Consider the following 17079-nt stretch of genomic DNA (forward strand, 5'->3'; position numbering starts at 1 on the left):
TGCGCGCAACCGTCTGAAACTTAACGTTTTTATAAGACCCCAGCAATGCCGAAAATTTAGCCATTTGCCCAGCCAGGCGGCGTCCTGACCCAAGTTTCCCTTGCCAAGATCAATCCCCCCTTCCTAGTGTGGGTCGGCACAAAAAACGGCATGCCGGGTAACGGCTCTGCCCCTTCAGGGAAAAAACATATGACAGGGACTTTGCTAAGTATCCGCGGCCTGACCAAGGCCTACCCCGGAGTGGTGGCAAATGATTCAGTCTCCTTCGATATTCAGGAAGGCGAAGTCCACGCCCTCTTGGGGGAGAATGGCGCCGGGAAATCAACTCTCGTCAAGATGATCTACGGCCTTGTAAAGCCCGATAGCGGCACCATGACATGGCGTGGCGGCGAATTCGCGCCGCCCGAACCACGAGCCGCCCGCGCCACCGGCGTCGCAATGGTGTTTCAACACTTTTCCCTCTTCGACGCCTTGAATGTCGCAGAGAACGTCGCCCTCGGCATGGAGAACCCGCCTTCGATGCGCGATCTCGCCGCGCAGATCCGCTCGGTCTCCGAGAATTACGGGCTGCCGCTCGATCCCGACCGCATCGTCGGTGACCTCTCCGCCGGCGAACGCCAGCGGGTCGAGATCATCCGCTGCCTGCTGCAAGACCCGAAACTCCTGATCATGGACGAACCGACCTCGGTTCTGACCCCGCAAGAGGTCGAGATCCTGTTCAAGACTCTAAACAAACTCAAATCCGAAGGCACCGCGATCCTCTACATCTCGCACAAGCTCGAGGAAATCCGCACCCTCTGCGATCACGCCACGATCCTGCGCCTTGGCAAGAACGTCGGCACCTGCATCCCGTCCGAAACCACAGCGCGGCAGATGGCCGAGATGATGGTGGGCGACACGCTCCACACACCGACCCGATCCGCCAAGGAAGAAGGCGCGCCGGTGCTGCGTGTCAACGATCTGTCGCTATCCTCGGCCAACCCGTTTGGCACCCGGCTCAAGAACATCTCCTTTACCGTGCACGCCGGGGAGATACTCGGCCTTGGCGGCGTCGCGGGCAACGGGCAGGACGAACTCCTCGCCGCGCTCTCCGGCGAAGCCCCGACCGAAGCGGAAACGATTACCGTCAACGACAAACCTGTCGGCCATTTCGGCCCCAACGAACGGCGCGAACTTGGCATCCTTGCCGCGCCCGAAGAACGGCTCGGCCATGCTGCCGCCCCGGATATGAGCCTGACCGAGAACGCCCTCCTGACCGGGGCGATCCGCGAAAAGCTGATGAACAACGGTTTTGTGGACTGGAACGCCACAACGAAATTTGCCGAACGCATCATCTCGGCCTTCGATGTGCGCACCCCCGGCCCGACAAGCGCCGCGCGCTCGCTCTCCGGCGGTAACCTGCAAAAATTCGTCATTGGCCGCGAGGTTCTGCAAAACCCGCAAGTCCTCGTCGTCAATCAACCGACATGGGGCGTTGACGCCGCCGCTGCGGCTTCGATCCGTCAGGCGCTTCTCGACCTCGCTGCCGAAGGCGCCGCCCTCGTCGTCATCTCGCAGGATCTCGACGAGCTGATGGAGATCGCCGACCATTTCGGCGCCCTCAATGAAGGCCGCCTCTCCGAAATCCGCCCCGCCTTGGGCCTGACCATAGACGAGATCGGTCTGATGATGGGCGGCGCCGACGCCTCCGAAGGAGCCGCCGCATGATTGTTCTCGAGAAACGCCCCGAACCCTCGCGCCTGCTGTCGATGAGCACGCCCGTCTTTGCCGTGATCGTGACCATGATCGCCGGGGGCCTGCTCTTTGCTGCGCTGGGCAAGAACCCGTTCGAAGCCATCCGCACGATCTTCTGGGATCCGCTCTTTGGCGAATATGCCTTCTACTACCGGCCACAACTCCTCGTGAAAGGCGCGCCGCTTGTGCTGATCGCCATCGGCCTTTCCCTCGGCTTCCGTGCCGGGATCTGGAATATCGGCGCCGAGGGCCAGTATATCATGGGCGCGATCTGCGGCGCGGCGGCGGGCCTTGCCCTCTACCCGTCCGAAAGTGTCCTGATCTTCCCGCTCATGGTTCTTGCCGGGGCGCTGGGGGGCTGGATCTGGGCGATGATCCCGGCGCTTCTCAAGGTGAAATTCGGCACCAATGAAATCCTCGTCTCGCTGATGCTCGTCTATGTCGCCGAACAGCTCCTTGCCTCGATGTCCCTCGGCCTCTTGAAGAACCCGCAAGGCTTTGGCTTTCCCGGCTCACGCAACATCGCTGAATGGGAGGCCGCAAATAGCTGGATCGCGCAAGACTACGGCATGCACTGGGGCGTGGTCGCCGCGATGATCGCCGTCATCATGGCCTATGTCCTCCTCAACAAGCACATTCTCGGCTTCAACATCCGCCTGACAGGTGAAGCCCGCCGCGCCGCGCGCTTTGCGGGCGTGAACCCAACCCGCTTGATCCTGTTCTGCCTCGGCACCTCCGGCATGCTCGCCGGTCTCGCTGGCCTCTTCGAGGTCGCAGGTCCCTCCGGTCAGGTGAGCATCGACTTCAATGTCGGCTACGGCTTCACCGCCATCATCGTCGCCTTCCTGGGTCGCCTGCACCCGGTCGGCATCCTCCTCGCCGGTCTCCTCATGGCACTCACCTATATCGGCGGTGACATCGCGGAATCCCAAATGGGCCTCCCCGCCTCCGCCATCCAGGTCTTCCAGGGCATGCTCCTGTTCTTCCTGCTGGCGCTTGACCTCTTGACCAACTACCGCGTGAAACTTGCTATGAAGGGGACTGCATAATGGATCTCTCAGCCATCAACCCCGTCCTCCTTGTCGCCTCCCTCATGGTCGCCGCAACACCGCTCCTACTCGCCGCGATTGGCGAATTGGTGGTCGAACGCTCCGGCGTCCTCAACCTCGGCGTCGAAGGCATGATGATCACCGGCGCCATCGCGGGCTTTGCCGTCTCGGTCGAGACCGGCTCGCCCTATGTCGGCGTCCTCGCCGCCGCCGTGGCTGGTGCCGCCCTCTCGTTCCTCTTCGCCTTCCTGACCCAGTTCGCGCTGGCCAATCAGGTCGCCTCCGGCCTTGCGCTGACCCTCTTTGGCCTCGGCCTCTCGGCGCTCATGGGACAAGGCTATGTCGGCATCCGCCCCCCGGCGATGACCCGCCTCGACATCCCCGTGCTCTCTGACCTGCCCGTGGTCGGCCCGATCCTGTTCGGCCACGATCCGATCCTCTACTTCGGCCTCCTCCTCACGGCGGCAGTCTGGGCCTTCCTCAAGTTCACCCGCGGCGGTCTCATCCTGCGCGCCGTCGGTGAAAACCACGATGCCGCCCACGCGCTTGGCTATAGCGTGATCCGCGTGCGCGTCCTCGCGATCCTCTTTGGCGGTGCCTGTGCAGGTGTCGGCGGGGCCTATATCTCGCTCATTCGTGTGCCCCAATGGACCGAAGGTATGACCGCCGGCATCGGCTGGATCGCCCTCGCCCTCGTGGTATTTGCAAGCTGGAAACCCTGGCGCGTGCTGCTTGGTGCCTATCTCTTTGGCGGCATCAACGTGCTACAACTCAATCTACAGGCCGCAGGCGTTGCGATTCCCGTCGAATACTTGGCAATGTCGCCATATCTGATAACCATCCTCGTGCTGGTTATCATGTCGGCTGACAAGAGCGGCGCACCCGCCTCGCTCGGCCGCAGTTTCCACGCCTCGCAATAATGCGCGGCATCGTTTGACTACCAACAGGGGGATATCCCGAATGAAACTGACCAAACTCCTGACAAGCGCAGCTGTCGCGCTGGGCCTGGCGACCACCGCCATGGCCGAGGACAAGACCAAAGTGGGCTTTGTCTATGTCGGCCCCGTCGGCGACGGCGGCTGGACCTATGAACACAATCAGGGCCGCCTCGCGGTCGAAGAAGAATTCGGCGACAAGGTCGAAACCGTCTTCGTCGAATCCGTCCCCGAAGGCCCCGACTCCGAACGCGTGATGACCCAGATGGCTCTCAACGGCGCCGACCTGATCTTCACCACCTCGTTTGGCTACATGGACCCGACGATCAACGTCGCGAAGAAATTCCCGAACGTGAAATTCGAACACGCCACCGGCTACAAGACCGCGCCGAACGTCTCGGTCTATTCGGCCCGCTTCTACGAAGGCCGCGCCGTGCAGGGCCACATCGCAGGCAGCATGACCAAGTCGAACATCGTCGGCTATATCGGTTCCTACCCGATCCCCGAAGTGATCCGCGGCATCAACTCTGCCTTCATCCACGCCCGCAAGGTGAACCCCGACGTCCAATTCAAGATCGTCTGGGCCTATACTTGGTTTGACCCGGCAAAAGAGGCCGACGCCGCCAAGGTTCTCATCGAACAAGGCGCCGACGTGATCCTTCAGCACACCGACTCCACCGCGCCGCAAGCCGCGGCTCAGGCCGCTGGCAACGTCATCACCTTTGGTCAGGCCTCCGACATGAGCGAATACGCGCCGCTGCCGCGCGTCTCTTCGATCATCGACGACTGGGCGCCCTACTACATCGCGCGCACCAAGGCCGTGATGGACGGCACCCGGGAAAGCAAGAGCACTTGGGACGGTATCGGCGCTGGCATGGTCGGCATCGGTGAAATCTCCGACGCAGTGCCCGCCGACGTGAAAGAAGAAGCCCTCGCGCTCAAGGCATCGCTGGCCGATGGCTCCTACCACGCCTTCACCGGTCCCCTGAACAAGCAGGACGGCTCGGCATGGCTCGCCGAAGGCGAAACCGCTGACGACGGCACGCTCGCGGGCATGAACTTCTACGTCGAAGGCATCACCGGCGACATTCCGCAATAAGCGACCTGCCCTTTAAGACACAAGAAAGGCCCGCCAATCTCGGCGGGCCTTTTTCATTGAGGCTCAAAGGACGCGCTGTTAGGCTCAATCCATGATTGTTTCACGCATTCTCTTTGTCCCCTCAAAGAGAGCATTCATACAAGGTTATATTCCCGATGAACTATATCGCCGCCGCTCTCTGCGCCCTCTGCTTCGCGACCCAGTCCCACGCCGGTCAGGTCTGGAAATGCACGATGGAAAAGAAATCCCCAATGGATCTTGGTGCCGTGCAGGACACCATCTTCTTCGAGCACGATGTCAAAGCGGACGCGGTACTCGTGCTTGACGCCTTGATTCACTTCTTCGGGAAGAAATACGTCAAGGCCGCTATCACGTCGAATACAGAAGAACGTCTCAGATTCGATTGGCGCCTGAAAGATATCCCCACTGTCGCCCTGAACACGACCGAGAGAGAACTGGTCGAATGGCGCTTCAAAGCCTTCTTCATCAAGAAGAACAACAATCTGGTGGTGCGCAGCATCTCTGCCGGCGAGACGAATGTCTCTCGGCGCGGCGTCTGTGAGAAATACTAAGACACAGCGCAGGAAAAAGGCCCGCTCAACGCACGGGCCTTTCTTATCCCTGCCCCCGCTTTACTTGGCCTTACAGGTGTTGATCCCGAGGATCGAATAGAGCGCGCAATTGCCCATCAGTCCGGTCGCCAGCGGAATGATCCCGATCAGGCCCCACATGCTTCCCCCGGTGATCGGAAGCAGCAAGAGCGCAATCCCAACAATGATACGCAGCGCGCGATCGATAGTGCCAACATTTCGGGTCATCACGAATCTCCTGAATTGGTATATAATATATTCGATATATAGCACATTTCCCGCAAAAAACCCGGCATCAAATGTCACATCTTCGCGCGCCCGGTTTGCCAGCACCGCCCCCGCCCCCTATCCTGTGCATGACGCGACAGGAGACACCTCATGACAGACATCCAGCGCATTCAATCTCAGGGCGTGCACCACATCACGCTCACCGGCGCAGACCGCCAAACTTCGATTGATTTCTGGGAAGGGGTGCTCGGCATGCCCTTCATCTTCGACCAACCCAATCTCGACGACCCGGACGAAGGCCACCTCTATTTCGATCCCGGTGATGGACGGCTGATCACCATCTTCACCAACGAAACCCGCAAGCCAGATCGTAGGCGCACACCGATGGAACCGGGCTGTGTCCACCATCTCGCCTTCAACGTGAGCCGGGCCAGCTTCCTGCTCGCAGCCGAACGGCTCGAGGCGCGCGGTATCGGCCATTCCGGCGTCAAGGATCGTGGCTTTATGGATTCGATCTATTTCAAGGATCCGCTCGGCCTCCTGATCGAACTGGCCTGCTATAAATTCGAACCGCCCGTTGGCTGCACCCATGCCGACGTGATGATCCGCGCCCACCGCATCCGTGTCGCGGCCGGGGATTACAACATCGCCGAACCGCATCTCGCCGCCGCCATCGAAGAGCTGGTCCTCGCCCGACAGGACTCGCTTTCCAAAGATCGCGGCCCGCGCAATCCGTTCTGAAACCAGTCTCGCGGGAAGGTGGGCGGGGCGTCTTTGCCAAAAGAGCGCCCGCCCTCCCGCGAAAACCACACCACCGCAATACCGACGTCATACCGACGCGATACAGACCCCCGTTTTTCGCGACTTTGCCCCCCTTTCCCTAGCTCTGAAACCATGGCAACGTCGCGCCATGACTCGCGCCGCCACCGGCCCAAGACAGACTGAAAAACGCATGAACGATTTCCTCGTGATCGGCGGCGGCATCGCCGGAACGTCCGCAGCCGCCCGTCTCGCCCAGCTTGGCAAGACCCTTCTTCTCGAACGCGAACCCGCGCTCGGCTATCACGCCTCTGGCCGGTCGGCGGCCCTGTTCGAGGCGAACTATGGCCTCGACTCCACCGTTGCCCTGTCTAAGGCGAGCGCCGATTTTCACACCAACGCCCACGGTGGGTTCCTGTCGCCGCGTGGCCTGATGCTTGTGGGTAAATCTGAGGACGCCGCCGCCTTTGAGGCGGCCTGCATTGACCTCAACATGGACCCGATCCCGCTTGCCCGCGCCTTTGACATGGTGCCGATCCTGAACCCCGATGTGATCGGCTTTGCCGCCTATCACGACGAAGCCTATGACGTGGACACCGACCGCGAAATTCAGGTCTTTGCCTCAATCGTGCGCGACAACGGCGGCGCGGTCATCACGGGCCAGGACGTCACCGCCATCCGCCGCACCCAAAGCGGCTGGAGCGTGACCTCGAACGGCACCGACCACGAGGCCCGCACCCTCGTCAACGCCGCCGGAGCATGGGTCGACGTGATCGCCCGCATGGCCGGGATCAAACCCCTCGGTTTTACCCCGTTGCGCCGCTCGATGGCGCGCTTGCCCGCGCCAGGTGGCCATGATGTGAGCAAATGGCCGATGATTATCGGCGCGCACGAAGATTGGTACGCCAAACCCGACGCCGGGAAATTCCTTGTCTCGCCTGCCGACGAAGACCTGCAAGACCCCTATGACGCTTGGGCCGATGACATGGTGCTGGCCGAGGGTCTTGCCCGCTACGAAGAATACGTCACCGAACCCGTGACCCGCCTCGAAGGCAGTTGGGCCGGGCTTCGCACCTTTGCGCCGGACCGCAACCTCGTGATCGGCCCGGCTTCTGACGATCCCGCGTTCCTTTGGTTCGCCGGGCAAGGCGGCTACGGGTTCCAAACGGCCCCCGCCGCATCGCAGCTTCTGGCCGATATCGTCTCTGGTGCGCCGTCCGAACTCGACGAGACAACCCGCGCCGCCCTTGATCCGCATAGGTTTGCCTGATGCCCAAACGCCTGAACCTGCCCGATAGCGCCTCAGTCGCCACGCCCGATGCCGAAGGCCGCCTCTTTGCCCCCTCCGCCGCGCGCAACGCCGAAGCCATCGTCTCGCTTATAGGGGATGTCGCAGGCGAAATGACCGGCGTCGCGCTCGAGATCGCCTCCGGCACGGGCCAGCATATCGCCGCACTGGCAGCAGCCCTCCCCGGTCTCCACTGGCAACCAAGCGATATCGACGCCGAGCGCCGCAAAAGCATTGACGCCTACGCGGCATCGGCCAACCTTCCGAACCTCTCCCCCGCCATCGCGCTCGATGCGACAAGCCCCGGTTGGGGCGCGGAACATGGCGGCAAGTCCTTCATCTGCCTTGCCAATCTCCTGCATCTCATCTCCACGAAAGAGGCCCGCATCCTGATCTCCGAAGCCGCCGAAGCCCTTGCTCCGGGTGGCCGCCTGATGATCTACGGCCCCTTCATGCGCGATGAAGAACTGACAAGTGCGGGCGACGAAGCCTTTCACGCAAGCCTCGTCTCACAAGACCCCGAGATTGGGTACAAGAGCGATTTCGACGTCGTCGAATGGGGGCTGTCTTCTTGGCTCGATTACGAGGATATGGTGGAAATGCCGGCGAATAATCTCGCGATCCTCTGGCGCAAACCGGGCTGACGCGAGGAACGCCAGCTTTTCAAAGGTCTATCTGATCTTAATCAAAGAACACACAGGCGAAGCATGGTCTCCAACCGATGAACACAATCATTGGAGACGCCCATGTCCTGGAATGACACGCTCGACAAGACTCGCAACCAACTGCGCGCCCTGAACAAGACCATCCCCGATACGACCCGCGCTTTCGGTGCCCTCGGCAAGGCGGTAAAGGAAGGTGGCGTTCTCGAATTCAAGCAGAAGGAATTCGTTGCTCTCGGCATCGCGGTCGCGGTCAAATGCGAGGCTTGCATCGCCCTGCATATCGAGGCGCTGGTGCGTGCCGGTGCGACCCGCGAAGAGGTCGGCGACGTGCTCGCCATGACGATCCAGATGGGGGGTGGCCCGGCCATGATGTATGCCGCCAAGGCGCTCGAGTGCTACGACGCGCTGACCAAAGAATGAGCATGAAAGGGCCGCTTCACGCGGCCCTCGAGACGCCTGCGGCAAGGCGCCTGATTTTCCCCTGAAATGGATCGACATTCCCTGATCTAATCGTCGCGACGATACAAAGAAGTGGAATTTCAGAATGTCGATTCTCTCTCTCCTGCAACAAGCCCAGAACGGTCAGGGCCTCGCCAATGTCGCCTCCCAGTTCGGGATCGGCACCGACAAGGCCGCCGAAATTGCCGAGATGCTCGCCCCCGCGATTAGCGGCGCAGCCAAGCAAAAAGCCGCCTCGGGCGGACTGGATGCGCTGCTCGGCAATTTCCAAGGCGAAGCGCAAGGCGCGCTATTCGAAGATGCCTCAGCCGCCGCATCCTCCGAAGGTCAGGCCCAAGGCGCCGCATTCCTCGACTCGCTCCTCGGAGGTCAGGAAGGCCGCGCTGCGCTCGAAGGTGTCGCCGCCGAGAAATCCGGGCTCGACTTCTCCATGGTGCAGCAGATCCTACCCGCCCTCGCCGCAATGGCCCAAGGCGGAATGCAAAAGTCGCTTCCCGATGACTCGATCTCGTCGATGCTCGGCGGAGCGTCCTCTGGTGGTGGTGGTCTGCTCGGCATGGCGGCAGGTCTCTTGGGCGGCGGCGCGAAAGGCGGGCCCGATCTTTCTATGCTGACCAATATGCTCGACGATGACGGAGACGGCTCGGTCGTCGATGATCTGCTCGGCAAGTTCCTCAAGTAAGACGCGGGTTCGGCCCCGGCCTACGCGCCGGGGTCAGGCCGCGCGCGGCTTTGCCCACATCCGAACCACAAGGACGAACCCGCCCAAAAGCATCATCGGCAGGATCAGGATTCGGAACACAAAGACCGACAGGATCGTCACATAGCTCGCGATCAACGCGTCCGCCCGATCGACAAGCGCAGAGGCCAACCGGGAATACTCCTTGGCGTCCTCCCATACGCTCCAGCCCCGTGCATCTTCCTCCACGACGACGGGCGCAATAGAGCCGGTGATCTCTTCGAGAAGGGCCTCGTTCTCGGCCCAGACGTCGCGCGTCATGGCATCGGCAAAGAGGCTTGCCAAGACGAAGGCCAGTGGCACCGCCACGCCCAGTATCGCCCCATACCAGCCAAGGCTACGCGTGATCTCCGTCACCCGCCGCCCGGCCCCCATGCGCTTTTCAAGAAGCCACACGATCAACGCCACCCCCACAAGCGCCGCCCCAACCGCACTCGCCGGGCCAAGCGCAACCGAGAGAATGCCGGTCACCACCATCACGTAAAAAACGATATCCGAGATGCGCTCGACCGTGTCGTCGATGGGTTCGAGCACCTTGAAGGGCTGCGCCGTGCCCTGCACGACAAGCGATCCGCCGACCTCGATCTCCTGCGCAGCCGAAAGAAAAGCATTCACACCGCGCAGCGAGACATAAAGAACCGCGCTCGAGGTGGCGATATCCTCGGCATAGGTTTCGGCCTGCCGGACAAGGGGGTTGCGATCGAAAAACGCCATGGCAACAAGAGCTGCCATGGCGATCACGAAGAGGATTATCTGGCGCGAAGCGCGCATCTAGCCATCCTTGCGGATCGTTTCGTTCTTCGGGTCATAGGGGCTGTCGCAGGTCACGACCGCATCCCAGAGCTTATCAAGCATCTTAACCTTCAGCTTCGTCCCTTCAACCGCGAGTTCCGGGCGCACATAGCCCATGCCGATGCTCTTCTCGAACGCGACCGAGTAGCCGCCCGAGGTCAAGCGTCCCACGCGGGTGCCATCCTCAGCATAGAGCACCTCACGGCCCCAAGGGTCTGCATCCTCCGGACCATCGATGAGCACGGTGACACATTTCGAGCGAATGCCCTTGGCGACCATCTCATCCTTGCCGTTGAAATCCTTCTCGAGGTCGATGAACCGCGGCAGGTCGGCTTCCGCCGGGGTCGCATCACGGCCAAGCTCGTTGCCGAATGCACGATAGGATTTCTCCTGACGCAACCAGTTCTGAGCCCGCGCCCCGACGAGTTTCATACCGTGCTTCTCGCCCGCTTTGTTGAGCAGATCCCAAAGGTAGTTCTGCATCTCGATCGGGTGGTGAAGCTCCCAGCCAAGCTCGCCGGTATAGGCCACGCGGATCGCGCGCACCGGGCACATGCCAAGCTCGATATCGCGCGCAGAAAGCCACGGGAACCGTTTGTTGGAAAGCGCGGTCTCCGGGTCTGCGTCGCTGATGATTTCCTTGAGAACATCGCGCGATTTCGGGCCCGCGATGGCAAAGACGCCCCATTGCGTGGTCACATCCTGGATCTCGATATAGCCGAACTCTTCGGCCTTCTCGGCGGCTGCCTTGCGCAGGTAATCGGCGTCGTATTCGGTCCATGCACCGGCTGAGACGAGATAATAGTCATCCTCGCCGCGCCGCACGATGGTGTATTCCGTGCGCGTCGTGCCTGCCGACGTAAGCGCATAAGTCAGGTTGATGCGTCCCACCTTCGGAAGCTTGTTGCAGGTGAACCAGTCGAGGAACTGCGTCGCGCCGGGGCCTTTGACCACGTGCTTGGTAAAGGCGGTGGCGTCGATCAGGCCAACGCCTTCACGGATCGCCTTGGCCTCGTCCACGGCATATTGCCACCAGCCACCGCGGCGGAAGCTACGCGCATCGTGATCGAAGTTTTCCGGTGCATCGAGCGGCCCGTAATAGTTCGGACGCTCCCAACCGTTGACCCAACCAAACTGCGCGCCTTTCGCCTTCTGGCGGTCAAACGCCGGCGCGGTGCGCAGCGGACGACATGCCGGGCGCTCTTCGTCCGGGTGGTGCAGGATGTAGACGTGCTCGTAGCATTCTTCGTTCTTGCGTGCCGCAAACTCGGTGGTCATCCAGTTCTGCGAATACCGTTTCGGGTCGAGGCTCGCCATGTCGATCTCGGCTTCGCCGTCGACCATCATCTGTGCGAGGTAGTAGCCCGTGCCGCCTGCTGCGGTGATCCCGAAGGAGAAGCCTTCGGCAAGCCACATGTTTTGCAGCCCCGGTGCCGGGCCAACCAGCGGGTTGCCGTCCGGCGTATAACAGATCGGACCGTTGAAATCGTCCTTGAGACCGGATTCGGCACAGGACGGCACGCGCTCGGCCATCGCCATGTATTGCTCGGCAATCCGGTCAAGGTCGAGCGGGAAAAGGTCGGCGCGGAAGCTATCCGGCACACCATGTTCGAAGCGCGCAGGCGCACCGCGTTCGTAGATGCCGAGGATCCAGCCGCCGCGCTCTTCACGGGCATAGGATTCATTGTCCGCATCGCGCACGACGGGGTGCTCGGGATTGCCCGCTTCGCGCCATTTGACGAGTTCCGGATCCTTGTCCATGACGATGAACGTATGCTCAACCGGGATCGCGGGCATCTTGATGCCAAGCATCTTGGCGGTGCGCTGCGCGTGGTTGCCCGATGCAGTCACGACATGCTCGGCAGTGATGACAACCTGCTCGTCGGATTCGACAAGGTTGCCGCCCTTCTCGACCATCTTGGTGCAGGTGACTTCCCAATGGGTGCCGGTCCAGTGGAAGGCATCGGCCTGAAGCTTCCGAACGATCTCGACGCCACGCTGACGTGCGCCCTTGGCCATCGCCTGGGTCACATCGGCGGGGTTAATGTAGCCATCCTCGGTGTGATAGATCGCCCCCTTGAGATCGTCGGTCTGGATCAGCGGCCAACGTGCCTTGATCTCGTCCGGGGTCAGCCACTCATAGGCGACGCCACAGGTCTCTGCGGTAGACGCATAAAGCATGTATTCGTCCATACGCTCTTGCGTCTGCGCCATGCGCAGGTTGCCGACAACCGCAAAGCCGGCATTGAGGCCCGTTTCCTCTTCGAGGGTCTTGTAGAAGTCGACCGAGTACTGGTGAATATGCGTGGTCGCATAGGACATGTTGAACAACGGCAAAAGGCCGGCTGCGTGCCATGTGCTGCCACTGGTGAGCTCATCGCGTTCAATGAGCATCACGTCGTCCCAGCCAGCCTTGGCCAGGTGATAGGCAATGGAGGTGCCGACGGCACCGCCGCCGACGATCAGAGCTTTGACTTGGGTTTTCATGTCCTACCGACTCCCGAGGAATTATCTTGCCACACCCTGACAAAACAATGATCCTCGCGGCGGTTTCAGCCGACCGAAAATCGCCGAAAACCGACCCATCGGCGCGGAATGACATTTTTTCGCCGCGCGACCAGCCGTTATTGTAGCGTCTCGACCTCGATCTTGCCCGGCTTGAAGGCATAGCCCGCCATCTCCTGAGGCGGTTCAACTTGGGCTTGGTAGGCCGCCATGGCAAAGAGGAACCCGGCGCTTAGCAAGAAGAGAAAGGGTTTGCGCATTGTCTCAATCCTCACATCGTTGCCCCCATGACGAAGAGTCTCGCACGGCAACACGGCGCTCTCACGGAGGAATTGCGGCATCGTTCAGGCAATGACGCTGCGCCCGTAGTATCACGGCTTCCCGCTATAGCGCTTGCCGCAGCGCAGCGCCCCCTGCTAAGAAAACACGCAGAAAGACCGGAGACTGCGCACCTTATGAAAACCTGCCGCACCATCGCCGATTGCCGCGCTGCCGTGGCCGAATTCCGCCGCGCCGGGGAAAGCGTTGGCCTCGTGCCGACCATGGGTTTCCTGCACGAAGGCCATATGGCGCTGGTCGCCGCCGCCAAATCCGCGGCCGATCGCGTCGTCGTCACGATTTTCGTCAATCCGACACAGTTCGGCGAGGCCGCGGACCTCGACGCCTACCCCCGAGACGAGGCGCGCGACCTTGCCATGCTCGAAGCGGCGGGCGTCGATCTCGTGCTGATCCCATCGGTCGAAGAGGTCTACCCCGAGGGGGATGAAACCATTGTCGAGACCACGCGCATGGCCAATATGCTGCATGGTCTCGTGCGCCCCGGCCATTTCCGCGGCGTGACCACCGTCGTTGCGCGTCTCTTCAACTTCGTGCAGCCCGACATCGCCTGTTTCGGCGAAAAGGACTATCAACAACTTCAGGTCATCAAGCGCATGACCCGCGATCTCGCCTTCCCGATCAAGATTCGCGGCGTGCCGACAGTGCGCGAACCGGATGGCCTCGCCATGTCCTCGCGCAACGTCCGCCTCAGCGCCGAGGACCGGAAAGCCGGCCTCGTGCTCTCCAGCGCGCTCGATGCTGCAGAACAGGCAGCACGCCAGGGCACCACCATCGAAGCCCTGCACAGCCTCATCTCCGACACCATACATGCCGAACCCCGCGCAACCCTGCGCGGGCTCGACATCGTGGGCGCCGAAGATCTCTCCGATCTCTCCGGCCCCCTCACCACCCCCGCCGCCATCATGCTTTCGGCTGAATTCGGCGGCATTCTTCTGATTGATCAAAGGGTCGTCACACCATGAGCACTCAAGCCAAAATCCGCCGCAACACCGTTCCCCAGATCGCTGCGCGCAAAGGGGGCGAGCCCATCGTGTCGCTGACCTCCTACCACGCCCACACCGCCGCCATCGTCGACAAATACGCCGACTTCATCCTCGTCGGCGATAGCCTCGGCATGGTGATGCACGGCATGGAAAGCACCGTCGGCGTGCCCCTCGACTTGATGATTATGCACGGCAAGGCCGTGGTGCGCGGCACGCAAAAGGCGCTGATCGTCGTCGACATGCCCTTCGGCACCTATGAGGAAAGCCCCGGCGTTGCCTTTCGCAATGCCGCCAAGATCATGAAGGAAACCGGCTGCGGCGCGGTGAAGCTCGAAGGCGGCAAGCGCATGGCCGAAACCATCCGCTTCCTCGTCGAGCGCGGCATCCCCGTCATGGCCCATATCGGCCTCACCCCGCAGTCGAGCCATGTGATGGGCGGCTTCAAGACGCAAGGCCGCGATGAAGAGAGCTGGGCCGAACACGAAGAAGACGCCAAGGCCGTCGCCGAGGCGGGTGCCTTCTCGATCGTGCTCGAAGGCATGGTCGAACCGCTCGCCGCAAAAATCACCAAACAGATCGACATTCCCACCATCGGCATCGGTGCGTCGGCTGAATGCGACGGGCAAATCCTCGTCCTTGAAGATATGCTTGGCCTGAACGAATGGACCCCAAAATTCGTCAAGGTTTATGGCGATCTCGGCCCCGCCATCGAACGCGCCGTCGAGCAATACGCCGAAGAGGTCAAGGACCGCTCCTTCCCCGGCGAAGATCAGGTCTACCGCTGAATGCACAAAGGGCGCCCTAACCGGCGCCCTTTCTTCTTCTCTGGTAAAGTACTCCCGCCGGAGGCCTCGACTCTCAATCACACCCGTTATGCTTGCGCCACATATCCGGGTCATGCCCTTCCGGCACCGCCTCGCAGGGATCGCTCGCGTAACCGCGCAGGCGGTTATAGGCCGCGATCTGCTCTGGTTCGAGAATCTCCACCGTCGCCAAATGCTGGCGCAGATGCACGAACCGCAGATCGGCCCGCGCCTTGCCTGACGCCTCAAGCAGCCCGCGCAACGTCGCCTCATCCAGGCTATCGCCCGCAAACGCATCGCTGAGCGCCGCTTCGGCGTCGATAAACCGGTCGCCCGCTGCGATCGCCTCGCTCTGCATCTCGGCAAAAAGCGCCTCAATGGCGCGAACCTGTTCCTTCGAAAGACCGATTTCCGCCTGCAATTCAAGAAGATGCGCCGGACCGGGCTTGCCGTTCAACTCCGCTGCAAGTGCAAGCCCCCAGCCCTTTCCGGCCCGCAACTGCGCAAGATCTTCCTCCGAAAGACTCTTGATCGCGCGCCCCTCGAACCCGGCATAAGGCTGATGGGCGCCATGCCCATGCGACTGCGCCGAGACCGCCCCGGCGGTCATCGCCAAGAAAAACGAAAGTAAACCGAGTGTCTTCATCGCCACCCTCATGCGTCCGGAAGGATCTTGCCGGGGTTCATGATGTTATCGGGGTCAATCGCCCGCTTGATCGCGGCCATCATATCGACCGCCCCGCCAAGTTCCTTGACGAGATAAGGTCGTTTGCCTTGCCCGATCCCATGCTCACCGGTGCACGTCCCGCCCATTTCAATCGCCAGATCGTTGAGCCAACCGATGAACGCGTCCGCCTTGGCAAGTTCCTCTGGGTTCTCCACATCGACAAGCGGCAGGCAATGGAAATTCCCATCCCCCACATGGCCCACGATGGGCGCAATGAACCCAAGCTCATCAAGCCGTGCCTGCGCCGCAGAAACGCATTCCGCAAGCCGCGAGATCGGCACACAGACATCGGTCGAAATCCCCTTCGCACCGGGGCGCAGCGCGACCCCCGCCCAATAGGCATCGTGGCGCGCCTGCCAGAGCTTGTTGCGCTCTTCCGCGCTGGTGGTCCATTCGAACCCCGTACCGCCAAATTCCTCGGCAATGCCGCCAAACAATTCCGCCTGCTCCGCGACGCTGCTCTCGGAGCCATGGAACTCCAAGAGGAGCAACGGCGCCTCGGGCAGCGATAGCTTGGAATAGGCATTCACCGCCTGAACCGATAGCGTATCGAGAAGCTCGATCCGCGCCACGGGGATGCCGTATTGGATCGTCATCATCACCGCCTGACAGGCCGCATCGAGGCTCTCGAAGGACACCCGCGCCGAGGACATTGCCTCGGGAATACCCTGCAATTTGAGCGTGATCTCAGTGATTAGGCCCAATGTCCCCTCCGAGCCCACCATAAGCCGCGTCAGGTCATAGCCTGCGCTCGACTTCTTCGCCCGCGTCCCGGTGCGGATGATCTCGCCCTGCGGCGTGACCACCTCAAGACACACCACATTGTCCTTCATCGTGCCATAGCGCACCGCGTTGGTGCCGCTCGCCCGCGTCGCTGTCATCCCGCCAAGCGAGGCATTGGCGCCGGGATCAATCGGAAAAAACAGCCCCTGATCGCGCAGGTAGGTATTGAGCTGTTCCCGCGTCACGCCCGGCTGCACCACGCAATCGAGGTCTTCGGCATTGACCGCGAGAATCTCGTTCATCTCCATCAAATCAATGGAAATCCCGCCTGCTGGCGCGTTCACATGCCCCTCAAGAGACGTGCCCGTGCCGAACCCGATGACCGGCACTTTATGCGCGGCACAGGTCTTGACGATCTCGGCGACTTCCTCAGTGCTTTTCGGAAAGACAACCGCATCCGGCAACTGGTTCTTGATCCAAGTGGTCGTATGCCCATGCTGTTCGCGCATCGACTCCCCGGTCTGACATTTCTCGCCAAATCGCTGCTTCAAGACGCCAAGAACGGCGGCGATGCCCGTCTCGTTTCGTGGCAGATCGGTTGCTTGGACCATGGATGTTTCCCCTCACTTTGCGCCGCGCACTATCTGCTTTCCCTGCTGGGC

General features: G+C 61.4%; 18 protein-coding genes. 12 read left to right on the forward strand and 6 right to left on the reverse strand.

Annotated elements, in window-relative coordinates:
- Nucleotides 1-189 precede the first annotated feature (189 nt).
- The 5 genes from MK745_RS00070 (at nucleotide 190) to MK745_RS00090 (ending at nucleotide 5389) form a co-directional block, all read left to right on the forward strand.
- Complete coding sequence (locus MK745_RS00070; RefSeq protein WP_243611233.1) at nucleotides 190-1707, forward strand: ABC transporter ATP-binding protein; 1518 nt, start codon at nucleotides 190-192, stop codon at nucleotides 1705-1707.
- Nucleotides 1704-2783 (forward strand): ABC transporter permease, encoded by a 1080-nt coding sequence (locus MK745_RS00075; RefSeq protein ID WP_243611234.1) that lies wholly within the window; start codon nucleotides 1704-1706, stop codon nucleotides 2781-2783. The genes MK745_RS00070 and MK745_RS00075 overlap by 4 nt, the downstream gene beginning before the upstream one ends.
- Nucleotides 2783-3703, forward strand: coding sequence for an ABC transporter permease (locus tag MK745_RS00080; RefSeq protein WP_243611235.1), 921 nt, complete (start codon nucleotides 2783-2785; stop codon nucleotides 3701-3703). The genes MK745_RS00075 and MK745_RS00080 overlap by 1 nt, the downstream gene beginning before the upstream one ends.
- Nucleotides 3704-3743: 40 nt before the next feature.
- Nucleotides 3744-4817 (forward strand): BMP family ABC transporter substrate-binding protein, encoded by a 1074-nt coding sequence (locus MK745_RS00085; protein WP_243611236.1) that lies wholly within the window; start codon nucleotides 3744-3746, stop codon nucleotides 4815-4817.
- 233 nt (nucleotides 4818-5050) lie between these two features.
- Nucleotides 5051-5389, forward strand: a complete 339-nt coding sequence (locus tag MK745_RS00090; protein WP_243611237.1) for a hypothetical protein — start codon at nucleotides 5051-5053, stop codon at nucleotides 5387-5389.
- Between the two features lie 60 nt (nucleotides 5390-5449).
- Here the strand turns inward: MK745_RS00090 and MK745_RS00095 are convergent, their stop codons facing one another.
- Nucleotides 5450-5635, reverse strand: coding sequence for a YgaP family membrane protein (locus tag MK745_RS00095; protein ID WP_243611238.1), 186 nt, complete (start codon nucleotides 5633-5635; stop codon nucleotides 5450-5452).
- Between the two features lie 150 nt (nucleotides 5636-5785).
- Between MK745_RS00095 and MK745_RS00100 the strand changes: the two genes are divergently transcribed.
- The 5 genes from MK745_RS00100 (at nucleotide 5786) to MK745_RS00120 (ending at nucleotide 9488) form a co-directional block, all read left to right on the forward strand.
- Nucleotides 5786-6376 (forward strand): VOC family protein, encoded by a 591-nt coding sequence (locus MK745_RS00100; RefSeq protein WP_279391693.1) that lies wholly within the window; start codon nucleotides 5786-5788, stop codon nucleotides 6374-6376.
- Between the two features lie 211 nt (nucleotides 6377-6587).
- Entirely contained in the window at nucleotides 6588-7664 is a 1077-nt protein-coding gene (locus tag MK745_RS00105; protein ID WP_243611239.1) for an NAD(P)/FAD-dependent oxidoreductase, read from the forward strand.
- On the forward strand, nucleotides 7664-8326 hold the full coding sequence (locus MK745_RS00110; RefSeq protein WP_243611240.1) for a DUF938 domain-containing protein: 663 nt from the start codon (nucleotides 7664-7666) through the stop codon (nucleotides 8324-8326). Before MK745_RS00105 ends, MK745_RS00110 begins: the two co-directional genes overlap by 1 nt.
- 102 nt (nucleotides 8327-8428) lie before the next feature.
- Nucleotides 8429-8767 carry a carboxymuconolactone decarboxylase family protein gene (locus MK745_RS00115; RefSeq protein ID WP_243611241.1) on the forward strand — a complete coding sequence of 113 codons (339 nt, stop codon included), beginning with the start codon at nucleotides 8429-8431 and terminating at the stop codon, nucleotides 8765-8767.
- A gap of 124 nt (nucleotides 8768-8891) precedes the next feature.
- Nucleotides 8892-9488, forward strand: coding sequence for a DUF937 domain-containing protein (locus MK745_RS00120; RefSeq protein WP_243611242.1), 597 nt, complete (start codon nucleotides 8892-8894; stop codon nucleotides 9486-9488).
- Between the two features lie 33 nt (nucleotides 9489-9521).
- On the opposite strand, the gene MK745_RS00125 is transcribed toward MK745_RS00120, so the two are convergent.
- The 3 genes from MK745_RS00125 to MK745_RS00135 all read right to left on the reverse strand — a co-directional run bounded on the left by MK745_RS00125 (nucleotide 9522) and on the right by MK745_RS00135 (nucleotide 13102).
- Nucleotides 9522-10316, reverse strand: a complete 795-nt coding sequence (locus MK745_RS00125; protein ID WP_243611243.1) for a hypothetical protein — start codon at nucleotides 10314-10316, stop codon at nucleotides 9522-9524.
- Nucleotides 10317-12824, reverse strand: coding sequence for a GcvT family protein (locus MK745_RS00130; RefSeq protein ID WP_243611244.1), 2508 nt, complete (start codon nucleotides 12822-12824; stop codon nucleotides 10317-10319).
- 137 nt (nucleotides 12825-12961) lie between these two features.
- Complete coding sequence (locus MK745_RS00135) at nucleotides 12962-13102, reverse strand: hypothetical protein (protein WP_243611245.1); 141 nt, start codon at nucleotides 13100-13102, stop codon at nucleotides 12962-12964.
- Between the two features lie 195 nt (nucleotides 13103-13297).
- Between MK745_RS00135 and panC the strand changes: the two genes are divergently transcribed.
- Nucleotides 13298-14143 (forward strand): pantoate--beta-alanine ligase, encoded by an 846-nt coding sequence (gene panC, locus MK745_RS00140; protein WP_243611246.1) that lies wholly within the window; start codon nucleotides 13298-13300, stop codon nucleotides 14141-14143.
- Nucleotides 14140-14949 (forward strand): 3-methyl-2-oxobutanoate hydroxymethyltransferase, encoded by an 810-nt coding sequence (panB, locus tag MK745_RS00145; RefSeq protein ID WP_243611247.1) that lies wholly within the window; start codon nucleotides 14140-14142, stop codon nucleotides 14947-14949. The genes panC and panB overlap by 4 nt, the downstream gene beginning before the upstream one ends.
- A gap of 73 nt (nucleotides 14950-15022) precedes the next feature.
- Here panB and MK745_RS00150 read toward each other — a convergent pair whose 3' ends face one another.
- Nucleotides 15023-15613 (reverse strand): Spy/CpxP family protein refolding chaperone, encoded by a 591-nt coding sequence (locus tag MK745_RS00150; protein WP_243611248.1) that lies wholly within the window; start codon nucleotides 15611-15613, stop codon nucleotides 15023-15025.
- Between the two features lie 8 nt (nucleotides 15614-15621).
- Nucleotides 15622-17028, reverse strand: a complete 1407-nt coding sequence (locus tag MK745_RS00155) for an FAD-binding oxidoreductase (protein WP_243611249.1) — start codon at nucleotides 17026-17028, stop codon at nucleotides 15622-15624.
- Nucleotides 17029-17079: the final 51 nt, after the last annotated feature.

This window comes from Shimia aestuarii (assembly GCF_022814865.1).
Lineage (GTDB): Bacteria > Pseudomonadota > Alphaproteobacteria > Rhodobacterales > Rhodobacteraceae > Shimia > Shimia aestuarii_A.